At 67.2% G+C, this 14,508-nt stretch carries 14 protein-coding genes; 10 read left to right on the top strand and 4 right to left on the bottom strand.

The window, feature by feature from the left end; all coding sequences use genetic code 11:
* Positions 1-93: 93 nt before the first annotated feature.
* On the top strand, positions 94-420 hold the full coding sequence (locus RKE40_RS16725; protein WP_316019362.1) for a type II toxin-antitoxin system HicB family antitoxin: 327 nt from the start codon (positions 94-96) through the stop codon (positions 418-420).
* Between the two features lie 16 nt (positions 421-436).
* Here the strand turns inward: RKE40_RS16725 and RKE40_RS16730 are convergent, their stop codons facing one another.
* The 3 genes from RKE40_RS16730 to RKE40_RS16740 form a co-directional block, all read right to left on the bottom strand.
* A complete protein-coding gene (locus RKE40_RS16730; protein ID WP_316019363.1) occupies positions 437-1,384 on the bottom strand; it encodes an ABC transporter permease in 948 nt (315 codons plus the stop codon).
* Between the two features lie 170 nt (positions 1,385-1,554).
* Positions 1,555-3,045 (bottom strand): ABC transporter substrate-binding protein, encoded by a 1,491-nt coding sequence (locus RKE40_RS16735; RefSeq protein ID WP_316019364.1) that lies wholly within the window; start codon positions 3,043-3,045, stop codon positions 1,555-1,557.
* Positions 3,046-3,247: 202 nt separating this feature from the next.
* Positions 3,248-4,027: a GntR family transcriptional regulator gene (locus RKE40_RS16740; RefSeq protein WP_316019365.1), complete on the bottom strand. Its 780-nt coding sequence runs from the start codon at positions 4,025-4,027 to the stop codon at positions 3,248-3,250.
* Between the two features lie 126 nt (positions 4,028-4,153).
* Between RKE40_RS16740 and uxaC the strand changes: the two genes are divergently transcribed.
* The 9 genes from uxaC (at position 4,154) to RKE40_RS16785 (ending at position 13,155) form a co-directional block, all read left to right on the top strand.
* Positions 4,154-5,557 (top strand): glucuronate isomerase, encoded by a 1,404-nt coding sequence (gene uxaC, locus RKE40_RS16745; RefSeq protein ID WP_316019366.1) that lies wholly within the window; start codon positions 4,154-4,156, stop codon positions 5,555-5,557.
* Positions 5,554-6,405, top strand: a complete 852-nt coding sequence (gene kduI / locus RKE40_RS16750; RefSeq protein WP_316019367.1) for a 5-dehydro-4-deoxy-D-glucuronate isomerase — start codon at positions 5,554-5,556, stop codon at positions 6,403-6,405. Before uxaC ends, kduI begins: the two co-directional genes overlap by 4 nt.
* A complete protein-coding gene (gene kduD, locus RKE40_RS16755) occupies positions 6,405-7,169 on the top strand; it encodes a 2-dehydro-3-deoxy-D-gluconate 5-dehydrogenase KduD (RefSeq protein ID WP_316019368.1) in 765 nt (254 codons plus the stop codon). The genes kduI and kduD overlap by 1 nt, the downstream gene beginning before the upstream one ends.
* Positions 7,166-7,507 carry a cupin domain-containing protein gene (locus RKE40_RS16760; RefSeq protein ID WP_316019369.1) on the top strand — a complete coding sequence of 114 codons (342 nt, stop codon included), beginning with the start codon at positions 7,166-7,168 and terminating at the stop codon, positions 7,505-7,507. Before kduD ends, RKE40_RS16760 begins: the two co-directional genes overlap by 4 nt.
* A gap of 91 nt (positions 7,508-7,598) precedes the next feature.
* Positions 7,599-8,582, top strand: coding sequence for a TRAP transporter substrate-binding protein (locus RKE40_RS16765; protein ID WP_316019370.1), 984 nt, complete (start codon positions 7,599-7,601; stop codon positions 8,580-8,582).
* 192 nt (positions 8,583-8,774) lie between these two features.
* Positions 8,775-9,308 carry a TRAP transporter small permease gene (locus RKE40_RS16770; RefSeq protein WP_316019371.1) on the top strand — a complete coding sequence of 178 codons (534 nt, stop codon included), beginning with the start codon at positions 8,775-8,777 and terminating at the stop codon, positions 9,306-9,308.
* Positions 9,309-9,311: 3 nt separating this feature from the next.
* On the top strand, positions 9,312-10,592 hold the full coding sequence (locus RKE40_RS16775; RefSeq protein ID WP_316019372.1) for a TRAP transporter large permease: 1,281 nt from the start codon (positions 9,312-9,314) through the stop codon (positions 10,590-10,592).
* Positions 10,589-12,058 carry a mannitol dehydrogenase family protein gene (locus RKE40_RS16780; protein WP_316019373.1) on the top strand — a complete coding sequence of 490 codons (1,470 nt, stop codon included), beginning with the start codon at positions 10,589-10,591 and terminating at the stop codon, positions 12,056-12,058. Before RKE40_RS16775 ends, RKE40_RS16780 begins: the two co-directional genes overlap by 4 nt.
* Positions 12,059-12,324: 266 nt before the next feature.
* Positions 12,325-13,155, top strand: a complete 831-nt coding sequence (locus RKE40_RS16785) for a transporter substrate-binding domain-containing protein (RefSeq protein ID WP_316019374.1) — start codon at positions 12,325-12,327, stop codon at positions 13,153-13,155.
* Here RKE40_RS16785 and RKE40_RS16790 read toward each other — a convergent pair whose 3' ends face one another.
* Positions 13,156-14,337: an amidohydrolase gene (locus RKE40_RS16790; protein ID WP_316019375.1), complete on the bottom strand. Its 1,182-nt coding sequence runs from the start codon at positions 14,335-14,337 to the stop codon at positions 13,156-13,158.
* Positions 14,338-14,508 lie beyond the last annotated feature (171 nt).

A 14,508-nucleotide genomic window follows, 5' to 3' on the forward strand; every position in this document is an offset into this window, starting at 1 on the left:
GCCGCAGTTGCGCCCCCTCGGCCGGGCGAACTGGGCTATGGTCGGGCAAGCCAATGGGCTGAGCATTCGTCCGTTCGAGAGGAGGTTCAGGCTATGCCGCGCGTCATCGCGCTCATTCACCAGTCGGCCGGCGTTTTCGGCATCAGCTTCCCGGATTTTCCGGGCTGCATCTGCTCCGCCGACAGCCTCGACGAAGCCGTGCGCCGCGGCAGCCGCGCGCTGTCCCGGCATCTCGCCGCGATGGTCGAGGACGGGCTTGCCGTTCCCGAGCCGCGCCCTCTGTCGGCACTGCGCGTCGATCCGGATTTCGCCGAGGATATCGTCGAGGCGGTCCGCATCGTGCCGGTAGAGCTGCCCGATATCGAGCCGCGCCCCTTCGTCCCGGCTGGCGCCGCCCGCATCGGTCTCGGCTGGCATTGAAAGCTGCGCCATCGCGTCAATCCGCCTGCCGCAGGCGCGGATCGATGACGCCGTAGAGCAGCTCGACCAGGAAATTGACCAGCACGACCAGCGTGCAGAACAGCATGACGAGGTCCTTGACGACGATCAGGTCGTGCTGGGCGATCGACTGGAAGACCAGCCGCCCGAGTCCCGGCAGGGCGAAGACGTTCTCGATGATGATCGCGCCGGCAATCAGCACCGAGAACTGCAAGCCCAGAATGGTGACGACCGGGATCAGCGCATTGCGCAGCACATGGCGCAGCATGGTCCGGCGCCGGCTCACCCCCTTGGCCCGGGCGGTCCGGACATAATCCTCCTGCATCGTCTCCAGCATCGCCGCCCGGGTGACGCGCGCCAGGATCGCCGCCTGCGGCAAGGCGAGCGCGATCGCCGGCAGCAGCAGCGCCTTGAAGGCGGGCACGAGCCCGGCGCTCCAGCCGGGGAAGCCGCCGGCCGGGAGCCAGCCGGCACCGACCGCAAAGACCAGCACCAGCAGGAGCCCGAACCAGAAGTTCGGAATCGCGAGGCCCGCCTGCGCGAAGACCATCACCGCCGCATCGCCCGGCCGATTGTGATGCGCCGCCGCGACAGCGCCGAGCGGAATACCGATCGCCATTGCGAGCACGATCGCCATCGCGGCGAGCGGCAGCGTCACCACCATACGTTCGCCGATCAATTGCGTCACCGGCACGCGATAGGTGTAGCTGAGGCCGAGATCGCCGGTCAGGAGCCCGCCGATCCAGGTGAGGAAACGCAGCGGAGCCGGCCGGGCGAGGCCCATTTCCATGCGCAGCGCCGCCAGCGCTTCGGGCGCAGCGTTGAGGCCGAGCGTCACCGCCGCCGGATCCCCCGGCAGGATTTCGAGCACGAGGAAGATCACCAGCGCAGCGCCGAGCAGCGTCGCCGCCAGGGCGAGCAGCCGGCGCAGGAGATAGGCGGTCACAGGGCGTTCCCAGTCGACATTCCCTCAGCCCTCATCCTGAGGAGCCGCGCAGCGGCGTCTCGAAGGATGCTCCAGCAGGCTCCGGAGCACCCTGAAGCATCCTTCGAGACGCCATTCCGTTCGGAATGGCTCCTCAGGATGAGGGCTGACATCTCGGGGCGCCAAGGAGTTCAGCGCCAACGCACCTCCGCCAGCGGCGTCAGCGGCAGCGGCCAGTCCGTCCACATGCCCTCCAGATCAGCCTTGGTCACCGTCAGCTTCGGCAGGATGAAGAGGAAGCCGTTGACCGCATCGCGCGCCAGCATGCGCTGCGCCTCGCCATAGAGCTTGTTGCGCTCGGCCTCGTCGAGCGTCGTGTCGATCCTGGCCATCAGCGCCTTGAACTCGGGGTTCCTGTACTGGAAGTAGTAGTCGTCGCGGGCGTAGTTGCCGATGTCGAGCGGCTCGGTATGGGCGATCACCGTGAGGTCGAAATCCCGGCCCCGGAACACGCGCTCCAGCCATTGCGGGAATTCCAGTGGCTCGATTGCGGCGTTGATGCCGATCTGCGCCAGCAAGGCCGCGATGATCTCGCCGCCACGCCTTGCATAGGCCGGGGGCGGCAGGCGCAGCGTGCAGGAGAAGCCGTTCGGGAAGCCCGCCGCCGCGAGCAGGCTCTTCGCCTTGGCGATATCGACCGGGTAGGTGCCGGTCAGGTCGACATAGGCCGGGTGCAGCGGCGAGAAATGGCTGCCGATATAGTCGAGATCGAAGCCGTAGACGCCGAGCGCGATGGTCTTGCGGTCCAGCACATGCGCAATCGCCTGGCGGACACGGACATCGCTGAACGGCGCCTTGGCGTTGTTGATGGCGAGGATGGTCTCGCCCTCGGTCTTGCCGAGCGTGACCTTGAGCTTCGGATCGGCCTTGAGCTGCGGGATCGCCTCCGGCGCCGAGAGATTGGTGAAGGCGTCGATGTCGCCGGCGCGAAGCGCCGCGACCTGGGCCTGCGGATCGCCGATGAAGCGGAACACGGCCTTGGCCAGCGCCGGCTTCGGGCCCCAGTAGTCGGCATTGCGCTCGAATTCGAGCCGGTCGCCGCGGTTCCAGCGCGCGAATTTGAACGGTCCTGTGCCGACCGGCTTCGTCTTGTTGTCCGCCGCGGTCGCCGGCGAGACGATGATCGCGTCGCCCCAGGCGAGGCCGTAGACGAAATTCGCCGTCGGCTGCTTCAGCCTGATCACGACCGTCACCGGATCTTGCGCCTCGATTGCGGCGATCGGCGTGAAGATCCAGCGCTGGGCGTTGGTCGAGTCGGGCGCGACGGCGCGCTCGAAGGAGAACTTGACGTCATGCGCCGAGAAGGGCGTGCCGTCATGGAAGCGGGCATTGCCGCGCAGCTTGAAGGTATAGGTCAGGCCGTCAGGCGAAACCGTCCAGCTTTCGGCCAGCGCCGGCACGATCTTGCCGGTGCGGTCCATCGCGACCAGCCCCTCGAAGATGTTCTGCAGTACGACCTCGCGGATCGCCTGCGCCGCGCCGGAGGTGGGATCGAGCGTCGGCGGCTCCAGCGTCATGCCGATCACGACGCTGTCCTTCGCCTGCGCGTAGGCCCGCAGCGGAAACTGGGTGGCGAGCGCGGCGACACCCGCCCCCGCCAGAAGATCGCGCCGCGTCGTCATCGTCCGCCTCCCTGATTTGGCGGCGCAAGATGGCGCGGGAACGAAGCGGGAGGCAAGAGCGGGGTTACCTATCAGCCCTCATCCTGAGGAGCGGCCGCAAGGCCGCGTCTCGAAGGATGGTACATAAGGCGCCGGGGGCATCTGGAGCATCCTTCGAGACGCCGCTTTCGCGGCTCCTCAGGATGAGGGCTCGCGGAGGCTTCTAGACGAAATAATCCGGATTGCTGGCCTGCAGATGGACGAGATCGGGCAGGAGCGTTCCGAGATGCTGGCGCATCGCCGCGATCGCGGCCTGCGTGTCATGACGCCGGACCTCGTCGACGATGGCGAGATGCTCGCGGATCACCATTTCCATGCGCCCGGGCACCGGCAGGGTCATGCGACGGCAGCGGTCGATCTGGCTCTTGGCAGCCTGGGCGAGTTTCCAGACGCCGGGATAGCCGGCGCCCTGCGCCAGCGCCTCGTGGAAAGCCTCGTCGGCACGGTGAAAGCTCTCCTGATCACCGGCGTCGAAAGCTTCGTGCTGGCGCGCGATCGTCGCGTCGAGCCGGGCGACGTCCTCGGCGCTCGCCCGCTCGGCCAGCAATTCGACCGTGGCGCATTCCAGCGCCTGCCGGATGAACACCGCTTCGGGAATCGCACCGACCGGGATGCGCGCGACGAAGGTACCGGCCTGCGGGAAGATTTCGACGAGGCCTTCTTCCTTCAGCCGGATCAGCGCCTCGCGCACCGGCGTGCGGCTCATCCCGAAGCGGGCGGTCAACTCCTTCTCCGAGAGCGGCGCACCCGGCCGCAGCTCCATGTCGAGGATCTCGCGCCGAAGTTCGTCCTGCACCATCGCGGCGGCGGTCGCACGCCCCCCGGGAACGGCGGCCATGCGCTGCGGCCGCCGCTCGCGGCGACCCGCACCGGTCTCGCGGCTGCTCACGGCTTCCGACATCGCCTCGCCCCGGCCATGATTGTCGCCTCCCGAATAGGACATGACGCGAGTCGACGCCTGTCGTTGACATCGACTAACACGACTCCGTTTGACGTACTAGTATATTAGTATATTGACCACGACACAGCGCCGTGCCTATGGTCACGGCCATAAGAGGAAACGCCAGCAATGCTGCTGCACGACGATCGTCTTCTGCCCGCCGAACCGGTGACGCGCGGCATTGCGCGCCGCCTCTATGCCGGCGTTCGCGACCTGCCGATCATCTCGCCGCATGGCCATACCGACCCGCGCTGGTTCGCCGAGGACAAGCCGTTTCCCGATCCGGCGACGCTGTTCGTCAAGCCCGACCACTACATTTTCCGCATGCTCTATTCCCAGGGCATCAAGCTCGAAGAGCTCGGCATCGCCCGCAAGGATGGCGGCGAGGTCGAGAGCGATCCGCGCAAGATCTGGAAGCTCTTCGCCAGCAACTGGCACCTGTTCAGGGGCACGCCGACCAGGCTCTGGTTCGAGCACGCCGCCAACACGATCTTCGGCATCCGCGAGCGGCTCAGCGCCGAGAATGCCGACAAGATCTATGACCGCATCGCCGAGCAGCTGGAGCAGGACGAGTTCCGCCCGCGCGCCCTGTTCGAGCGCTTCAAGATCGAGGCGATCTCGACCACCGAAGGCGCGCTCGACCCGCTGAAATGGCACGACATGATCCGGGACTCCGGCTGGGGCGGCAAGGTCGTCACCGCCTATCGGCCCGACAGCGTCGTCGATCCCGAATTCGAGGGCTTCAAGGGCAATCTCGAGCAGTTCGGCGAGCTGACCGGCGAGGATACCGTGAGCTGGAACGGCTATCTCGAGGCCCATCGCAAGCGCCGCGCCTATTTCATCGCGCGCGGGGCGACCTCCTCCGACCATGGCCATGCCACGGCCCGCACCGCCAACCTCACCCAGGCCGAATGCGAGAAGCTCTTCGCCAAGATCCTGAAGGGCAAGTTCTCGGCCGAGGATGCCGACCTCTTCCGCGGCCAGATGCTGACCGAAATGGCCAAGATGAGCCTCGATGACGGGCTCGTCCTGCAGATCCATCCCGGCTCCTACCGCAACCACAACCCGCATCTGTTCGAGCATTTCGGCCGCGACATGGGCTGCGACATCCCGCGCGGCATGGACTATGTCTCGGCGCTGAAGCCGCTGCTCGACGCGGTCGGTAACGAGCGCGGCCTCACCGTCATCGCCTTCACCCTCGACGAGACCAGCTATTCGCGCGAGCTCGCCCCGCTCGCCGGCCATTATCCAGCGCTGAAGCTCGGACCGGGCTGGTGGTTCCTCGATGCCCCCGAGGCGATGCTGCGCTTCCGCGAGCTCACCACCGAGACCGCCGGCTTCTACAACACCGTCGGCTTCAACGACGACACGCGCGCCTATCTCTCGATCCCCGCGCGCCACGACGTCGCCCGCCGGATGGACTGTCACTACCTCGCCAAGCTCGTCGCCGAGCACCGTCTCGACGAGGACGAGGCTGCCGAAGTCGCCCACGATCTCGCCTATCGCCTGGCCAAGGAGGCCTACCGGCTGTGACCAGCGCTACCAAGACCATCGACGAACGCCAGGCCGCCCATCCCCGTGATGTGCGCGGCTACGACACCGAGACGCTGCGCCAGGACTTCCTGATCGAGCGCATCTTCGTGCCTGGCGAGGTCGCGCTGACCTACAGCCATTATGACCGCATGATCGTCGGCGGCGCGACGCCGGCGGCCAAGCCCCTGACTCTCGATCCGTTCCCGCCGACCGGCACGCCCTTCTTCCTGGCGCGCCGCGAGCTCGGCGTGATCAATCTCGGCGGCGCGGGGTCGGTCACCGTCGATGGCGAGCGCTTCGAGCTGCCCAGCCTCGATGCGCTCTATGTCGGGCTCGGCGCGAAGGAGATCTCCTTCGCCAGCGCCGATCCGGCGAACCCGGCGAAGTTCTACCTCACCAGCGCCCCGGCGCATCGCGAGGCGAAGCACCAGCTCATCCGCAAGGAAGACGCCAACACCATCCATCTCGGCTCGGCCGAGACCTCCAACAAGCGCACTATCCGGCAATACATCATGCCGAACACCACCGGCACCAACCAGCTGGTGATGGGCATGACGGCGCTGGAGCCGGGCTCGGTCTGGAACTCCATGCCCTGCCACACCCATACCCGGCGGATGGAGGCCTATCTCTACTTCAACCTCGACCCGGCCCACCGCGTCTTCCACTTCATGGGCGAGCCGCAGCAGACCCGGCACCTCCTCGTCGCCAACGAGCAGGCGATCATCTCGCCGAACTGGTCGATCCATTGCGGCTGCGGCACCTCGAACTACTCGTTCGTCTGGGCCATGGCCGGCGACAATGTCGAGTTCACCGACATGGACGCCGCCCCGGTGGAGACCCTGCGCTGATGGTGACGCGCTCGCCCTTCTCGCTGGAAGGCCGTCGGGCGCTGGTCACCGGCGCCAATACCGGCATCGGCCAGGGCATCGCCCTGGCGCTGGCAGAAGCCGGCGCGACCGTGGTCGCCGCCGGCCGCTCGAGCATGGCCGAAACGCAGAAGCTGATCGTCGAGGCCGGCGGAACCTGCCTGCCGCTCCAGGTCGATCTCCAGCAGAACGGCATCGCCGCCCGCGTCATCGACGAGGCTCAGGCCCTCGCCGGCCCGCTCGACATCCTCGTCAACAATGCCGGCATCATCCGCCGGGCGGACGCGCTCGACTTCAGCGAGAGCGACTGGGACGAGGTGATGAACCTCAACCTCAAGGCCAATTTCTTCCTGGCCCAGGCCTTCGCCAAGGCAGCGCTCGCAGCCGGCCGCACCGGGCGGATCGTCAACATCGCCTCGCTGCTCTCCTTCCAGGGCGGCATCCGCGTCGCCTCCTACACGGCGAGCAAGAGCGGGCTGGCCGGCCTGACCCGGCTGCTCGCCTGCGAATGGGCGGCCAAGGGCATCAATGTGAATGCGATCGCCCCCGGCTATGTCGAGAGCAACAACACCGAAGCTCTGCGTGCCGATCCCGAGCGCAACGCCGCGATCCTCGGCCGGATTCCGGCCGGGCGCTGGGGCAGGCCCTCGGATATCGGCGGCGCGGCGGTGTTCCTGGCGAGCGACGCCGCTTGCTATGTCCACGGCGCGATCCTTCCTGTCGACGGAGGCTGGCTCGCGCGATGACCGACCGTCTCAACTCCTTCTTCCAGCATGATGCGGACATCGCCTGGCAGGCGACCGATCCCGGCGTCAAGCGCAAGATCATGGGCTATGGGCCCGATCTGATGGTGGTGCGCGTCGCCTTCGAGAAGGGCGCGGTCGGCAAGCCGCATCAGCACCCGCACCGCCAGGCCTGCTTCGTCGAGAGCGGCGTCTTCGACGTCACCATCGATGGAAAGTCCAGCCGGCTTTCCGCCGGCGACAGCTTCTTCGTGCCGGCAAACCTCGTCCATGGCGTCGTCGCCGTCGAGGCCGGGCAGCTCGTCGATTCCTTCACGCCGATGCGGGAGGAATTTCTCTAGACATCGCCGCGCCGGCCTCTGCCGGCAGGGCGCCCATCACGGGCAAAAACGACCGGAAAATCCGGCGGACTTCAACGGGAGGGACTTCAACATGATCACGAGACGGCATTTCGCCGCGCTTGCGGGCGCGGCCTTCATCACCAGCTTCAGCCTGTCGGCGCAGGCGCAGAACGTCACCCTACGCTCCACCGACATCCATCCGACAGATTATCCGACGGTCGAGGCCGTCCGCCACATGGGCAAGCTGCTCGACGAGCGCACCCAGGGCCGCATCAAGATCAACGTCTTCCACTCGGCCCAGCTCGGCCAGGAGAAGGACACGATCGACCAGACGCGCTTCGGCGTCATCGACATGAACCGCATCAACATGGCGCCGTTCAACAATCTGATCCCGGCGACGAACGTGCCGTCGCTGCCCTTCATCTTCCGCTCGGTCGACCACATGCGGAAGGTCATGGACGGTCCGATCGGCGACAACCTGCTGAAGGACTTCGAGAAGCACGACCTGATCGGCCTCGCCTTCTACGATTCCGGCTCGCGCTCCTTCTACAACTCCAAGAAGGCGATCAACACGCCCGCCGACATGAAGGGCATGAAGATCCGCGTCCAGCAGTCGGACATGTTCGTCGCCCTCGTCTCGGCGCTCGGCGCCAATGCGACGCCGATGCCCTTCGGCGAGGTCTATTCGGCGCTCCAGACCGGCGTCATCGACGGCGCCGAGAACAACTGGCCGTCCTATGAATCGACCCGGCACTTCGAGGTCTCGAAGTTCTACTCGCAGACCGAGCACTCGCTCTCGCCGGAAGTGCTGGTGATGTCGAAGCGCTCCTTCGACAAGTTCAACGCCGCCGACCAGGCGCTGATCAAGACGGCCGCCAAGGAATCCGTCGCCAAGATGCGCGAGCTCTGGGACGCCCGCGAGAAGGCTTCGGAAGCCAAGGTCAAGGCCGGCGGTGCCCAGATCAACGCGGTCGAGAAGCAGCCCTTCATCGACGCGATGAAGCCGGTCTACGACAAGTTCGTCACCGACCCGAAGCTCAAGGAAATGGTCACCGCGATCCAGGCGGTGAAGTGAGCTGAATGGCGGGGCAGCCTCCGGGCTGCCCCGTTCTTTTATCGAGCAGGCCCTCATCCTCAGGAGCGATCGCAGATCGCGCCCCGCTAGGATGATCCGGGGATCGCTGGAGCCATCCTTCGAGACGCCGCTTCGCGGCTCCTCAGGATGAGGGCCGAGCCTGAACGACCGGCACCCATTCTCGGACATCCCATGCACGCCTTCACAGCGTCTCTCACGCGCCTCGGCGCCAAGCTCAGCCTCTACGCGCTGTTCACCGCCGGAACCGGCCTCGTCCTGATGACCATCATGGTCGCCTGGGGGGTGTTCGGCCGCTACGTCCTCAACGACACGCCGATCTGGGTCGAGGCCGGCTCGCTCTTCCTGATGTCCTGGTTCATCCTGCTCGGCGCCGCGGTCGGGGTGCGCGAGAGCGACCATCTCGGCTTCGAGGTCGGGCTCGTCATGTCGCCGCCGCCGCTGCGCACGGCGCTGATCCTGATCGGCGAGGGCCTGGTCTGCGCCTTTGGCCTCGCCATGCTGGTCTATGGCACGCAGCTCGCCATCGGCACCTGGAGCGACCGCATGCCGATCATCGGCATCTCGCGCGGCTGGGACTATGTCCCGATTGCCGCCGGCGGCGCGCTGATCGCCCTGTTCGCACTCGAGAAGATGCTGATTTTCGTGACAGGCCTGACGCAGGCTCCACTCGGCTTCGGCCATTTCGGCTCCGAGCAGGAAGTCTGAGCGATGGAACTCTGGATCCTGTTCGGCACCTTTTCGCTGCTGCTCCTCATCGGCGTGCCCGTCGCCTTTTGCCTCGGCATCGCCTCGGTCGCTACCGTCGCCTATATGGGCCTGCCGCCGGTCGTCGTCTTCCAGCAGATGAATTCCGGCATGAACGCCTTCGCCATGATGGCGATCCCGTTCTTCATCTATGCCGGCGACCTGATGATCCGCGGCGGCATCGCCGAACGGCTGATCCAGATGGCAGCGAGCCTGGTCGGCCATCTGCGCGGCGGCCTCGGCCAGGTCAATGTCGTGACCTGCACGCTTTTCGGCGGCATCTCCGGCTCGGCCGTCGCCGACGCCTCGGCCGTCGGTGGCCTGATGATCCCGCAGATGAAGAAGCGCGGCTACGACGCCGACTACGCCGTCAACGTCACGGCGAACGCGGCGATCATCGCGCTCCTGATCCCGCCCTCCCACAACATGATCATCTATTCGCTGTCGGCCGGCGGCAATCTCTCGATCGCCGATCTGTTCACCGCCGGCATCGTCCCCGGTCTGCTGCTCTGCGGCGCACTGATGGTTGCGGCCTGGGCGGTCGCGGTGAAGCGCGGCTACCCCCGCGAGGCCTTTCCCGGCTTCGCCGCCGTCGGTCGCTATGTCGTCGTCGCCACGCCCGGCATCCTGCTGATCTTCATCATCTTCGGCGGCGTCCGCTCCGGCGTTTTCACCGCGACCGAATCCTCCTGCGTCGCCGTGGTCTACGCCGTCCTCGTCACCATCCTGGTCTACCGCCAATTGACCTGGACGGCCTTCGTCGAGGCGACGCTCGGCGCGGTTCGCACGACCGCCATGGTGCTGCTGGTGATCGGCACGGCAGGCGCCTTCGGCTGGCTGATGGCCTTTCTCCAGGTCCCGCAGGCAACGATCGCGGCGATGAAGGCAGTCTCCGACAACCCGCTCACCATCCTGCTGATGATCAACATCATCCTGCTGGTGCTCGGCACCTTCATGGACATGGCGCCGATGATCATCATCTGCACGCCGATCTTCCTGCCGGTGGTCAAGGCCTTCGGCGTCGACCCGATCCATTTCGGCGTGATCCTGATCCTCAACGCCGGCATCGGGCTGAACACCCCGCCGGTCGGTTCGGTGCAGTTCGTCGCCTGTGCCATCGGCCGCATCTCGATCGGCGAATCCATGCGCACGATCTGGCCCTTCTACGGCGCATCGGTTGCCGTGCTCCTGCTGGTGACCTATGTGCCCGGCATCTCCCTCTGGCTGCCGAGGCTGTTCCATTGACCCGTCTGTCCTCCGCCACGCTCGCTTCCCTTCCTGCTGCCGTCAGGAGGCCGGGCTATGACCGCAGCAAGCTCGAGCCCGGCATCGTCCATCTCGGGCTCGGCGCCTTCGCCCGCGCCCATCTCTGCGAGTTCACCGACGACGCGCTGGAGAAGGATTTCGGCGCCTGGGGCATCACCGGCGCCAGCCTGCAAAGGCCCGACCAGCGCGACCGGCTGAAGCCGCAGGACGGGCTCTACACCTTCCTGAAACGCGCGCCCGCCGGGCCGGAACTGCGCGTCATCGGCTCGGTGCTCGACGTCCTGGTCGCGCCCGAGAACCCGCAGGCACTGGTCGCGAAGCTCGCCGCGCCGGAGACCAGGATCGTCTCGCTCACCGTCACCGAGAAGGGCTATTGCCACGACCCGGCGACCGGCAGGCTCAAGGCCGACCATCCCGACATCGTCCACGATCTCGCCAATCCCGCCGCGCCGCGCTCGGCCATCGGCCTGATCGTCGCCGGCCTCGCAGCCCGCAAGGCCGCGGGCCTCGGCCCCTTCACCGCGCTCTGCTGCGACAACCTCCCGTCCAACGGCCATGTGCTGGCCGGCCTCGTCCGCGATTTCGCCGCGCTGCGCGACGACAAGCTCGCCGCCTGGATCGAGGCCAACGGCGCCTTCCCCTCGACCATGGTCGACCGGATCGTCCCGGCGACCACCGAGGCCGACATCGCCGAGGTCGCGAGCCTGCTCGGCCTGGACGATGCCGCACCGGTGATCGGCGAGCCCTTCCGGCAATGGGCGATCGAGGACGTCTTCGCCGCTGGAAGGCCGCGCTGGGACGCGGTCGGCGCGCAGATGGTCTCGGAGGTCGCGCCCTTCGAGTTCATGAAGCTGCGCATGCTCAACGGCGCGCATTCGAGCCTTGCCTATCTCGGTTACCTCGCCGGGCATGAGACGGTCGCCGATGCCAGCCGCGATCCGGTCTTCGCGCACTTCCTGCAGGGGCTCTGGGGCGAGATCATCCCGACTGTCCCGGCGCCGCAGGGCGTCGATCTCAAGATCTATGCCCGCGATCTGCTCGCCCGCTTCCAGAACCCTGCGATCCGCCACCGCACCTGGCAGATCGCCATGGACGGCTCGCAGAAGCTGCCGCAGCGCCTGCTCGGCACCATCCGCGAGCGGCTGAAGGCCGGCGCCCCGATCGACCATCTCGCGCTCGGCGTCGCCGCCTGGATGTCCTATGTCACCGGCACCGACGAGAAGGGCGCCGCGATCGACGTGCGCGATCCCCTCGCCGCCGAGTTCGCGACGCGCGCCAAGGCCGCCGGCCGTGACGCCGCTGCGCTGAGCACGGCCCTGTTCGGCATCGGCGCGATCTTCGGCGACGACCTGCCGCGCGAGCAGCGCTTTACGCAGGCCGTGGCGGGGCATCTCGGCAGCCTGTTCCAGAAGGGCGCGAAGGCGACGGCCGCGGCGCTGGGATGAACGCTCGACGCTGCCGAGCCGAGCTCGGGGAACCCTCTCCTGTAAGGAGAGGGCAGGGTGAGGTGTTGGCGGCAAGACCAGTTGCGTGAGCGCTGACCGCGGCTGCGTTGCGGCGAGCGTTTTCTCTCCCGAACACCTCACCCCTACCCCTCTCCTTACAGGAGAGGGGATCCCGCGCCCTTTATGACGGCAACTGCCCCTTGATCCCCACCTCACCCTGACGCCAGATACAGGCGATGTTCGCCCGCTTCACCAAAGCACTTGCCATGAGCGCTTTCGCCGCGCTGCTGCTCCTGCCCACGGGCGGAGCGATGGCCCAGGCGCAGCCGGCCTCCTCCTATGTCGTGCCGAACTTCTGGGATCCGAATGTCCGGCTCGAGCGGCCCGATCCCGGCCCGCCGCGGGTGATCCGCTTCCTCACCGACGACGATTTCCCGCCGATGCACTTCGCGACGCCCGAAGGCGGCGTCACCGGCTTCTCGGTCGAGCTCGCCCGCGCGGTCTGCGAGAAGCTGGCAATGACCTGCACGGTCCAGGCGCGGCGCTTCGACACCCTGCTCGACTCGCTCGCCGAGGGCCGCGGCGATGTGCTCGCCGCCGCCATCCCGGTCACCCGCGAATTGCGCGAGCGCTTCGCAGCGAGCCATCTCTATTACCGCTCGCCCGCCCGCTTCGTCACGACGCGCGGCAATGCGCGCGCCGATCTCGACCTCGTCGCCCTGCAGGGCAAGCGCGTCGCCGTGATCGCCGGCACCGCCCATCAGGCTTTCCTCGAGCAGCTCGCGCCTTTCGTGCAGCGCCGCGAGGTCGCCGACATGCTGGCCGGGCTGACCCTGCTGCGCAGCGGCGACGCCGAATATGTCTTCGGCGACGGCTTTGCCCTGGCCCTCGCTTTGGCCGGCCGCGGCGGCAACGAGCTCGCCTTTGCCGGTGGCCCCTATCTGGAGTCCCGCTATTTCGGCGAGGGTGTCAGCTTCCTGCTGCGCAAGGACGAGCTGCCGCTTAAGCGCGCCATCGACTATGCGCTGCAATCGCTCTGGGACGACGGCACCTATGCGCGCCTGTTCATCCGCTTCTTTCCGGTAAGCCCGTTCTGATCAATCCCCGGCGGTCGCGGCCGAAGCATTGCTCCGTTCGCCCTGCAGAGCCTGGCGCGCCACCGCCGCCATCCAGCCCGCCGTCGCCGGCAGGATCGCGTCGTTGAAGTTGTAGCGCTCATTGTGCAGCTCGCCGCCATCCTGAGCCGGGCCGTTGCCGATCCAGACATAGGCGCCCGGCCGATCCTGCGTCAGCATCGGGAAATCCTCCGACGCCGTGCTCGGCGGCAGGTCGCGCCGGACCGAGAGCCCGGAGCTCTTCGCCGCCGCGATCGCCAGCTCCTCCTCGATCTCGCTGTTGACCGTCGGCGCCCCCATCGCGGTGAGCAGCACCTCGGCCCGCATCTCGAAGGTTTCGGCGATGCCCTCGCTGATCTGCCTGATCCGCGCCATCACGCGCTCGCGCACCGGCAGGCGATAGGTCCGGAACGTACCCTTCAGCGTGACGCTGTCCGGGATCTGGTTGTGCACCGTGCCGCCCGTGATCGCGCCGATCGAGACGACCGCGCTGTCGATCGGCTCGACATTGCGGGCGACGATGGTCTGCAAGGCGACGATGAGATGGCCGGCAGCGACGATCGGGTCGCGCGTCAGGTCGGGCTTCGCCGCATGGCCGGCCGTACCATGCAGCGTGATCTCGAACTTGCCGGGATCGGACATCACCGGGCCGCGATGCACCTGCACCGTTCCGGCCTCCAGCCCCGGCCAGTTGTGGAAGCCGAAGACCCGCTCCATCGGAAAGCGTTCCAGCAGCCCGTCGGCGATCATCGCCCGCGCGCCGGCGCCGTTCTCCTCGGAAGGCTGGAAGATCAGCTGCACCGTGCCGCTCCAGCTCTCGTCGCGCAGCAGGAGCGCCGCCGCCCCGAGCAGCGACACCGCGTGGCCGTCATGGCCGCAGGCATGCATCACCCGCGCGGTCTTCGAGGCATAGGGCAGGTCGTTGGCCTCCTGGATCGGCAAGGCGTCGATATCGGCGCGCAGCCCGACGGTGCGGTCGGAGCTGCCGCGTTTCAGCGTCGCGACCACGCCGTGCCCGCCGATATTGGCGGTGAAGGGCACGCCGAGCTCGCGGAGCTTCTCTTGGATGAAGGCGCTGGTCTTCTGCTCGTGCAGCGACAGTTCCGGATGGGCGTGCAGGTGCTGGCGCCAGGCGGTGAGTGTGTCGTGCAGATCGCGGTCCAATGCGGCATCCTTTCAGGCTTGTGCCCGTAAGGCTTGGGCCGGCACAGCCTATACCCCTCCCCTGCTCCGGCAAGGCGTCCTTGCGGGGGCAGCCGAGGCGCGACAGCGCATTGACGCCGCCCACGCATATCTGCGAAACCGCCCGCTCCCCTGCCGCATTTGCGAGGACCT

The organism is Allobosea rubneri (assembly GCF_032464875.1).
GTDB classification, from domain to species: Bacteria; Pseudomonadota; Alphaproteobacteria; order Rhizobiales; family Beijerinckiaceae; genus Allobosea; species Allobosea rubneri.

Bases quoted from the DNA above. Each gene is read 5' to 3' on its own strand.
- kduD (WP_316019368.1), top strand. From the start codon at position 6,405: ATGGTGACGCGCTCGCCCTTCTCGCTGGAAGGCCGTCGGGCGCTGGTC.
- RKE40_RS16760 (WP_316019369.1), top strand. From the start codon at position 7,166: ATGACCGACCGTCTCAACTCCTTCTTCCAGCATGATGCGGACATCGCC.
- RKE40_RS16770 (WP_316019371.1), top strand. From the start codon at position 8,775: ATGCACGCCTTCACAGCGTCTCTCACGCGCCTCGGCGCCAAGCTCAGC.
- RKE40_RS16735 (WP_316019364.1), bottom strand. From the start codon at position 3,045: ATGACGACGCGGCGCGATCTTCTGGCGGGGGCGGGTGTCGCCGCGCTC.
- RKE40_RS16775 (WP_316019372.1), top strand. From the start codon at position 9,312: ATGGAACTCTGGATCCTGTTCGGCACCTTTTCGCTGCTGCTCCTCATC.
- RKE40_RS16785 (WP_316019374.1), top strand. From the start codon at position 12,325: ATGAGCGCTTTCGCCGCGCTGCTGCTCCTGCCCACGGGCGGAGCGATG.
- RKE40_RS16765 (WP_316019370.1), top strand. From the start codon at position 7,599: ATGATCACGAGACGGCATTTCGCCGCGCTTGCGGGCGCGGCCTTCATC.
- RKE40_RS16740 (WP_316019365.1), bottom strand. From the start codon at position 4,027: ATGTCCTATTCGGGAGGCGACAATCATGGCCGGGGCGAGGCGATGTCG.
- RKE40_RS16725 (WP_316019362.1), top strand. From the start codon at position 94: ATGCCGCGCGTCATCGCGCTCATTCACCAGTCGGCCGGCGTTTTCGGC.
- uxaC (WP_316019366.1), top strand. From the start codon at position 4,154: ATGCTGCTGCACGACGATCGTCTTCTGCCCGCCGAACCGGTGACGCGC.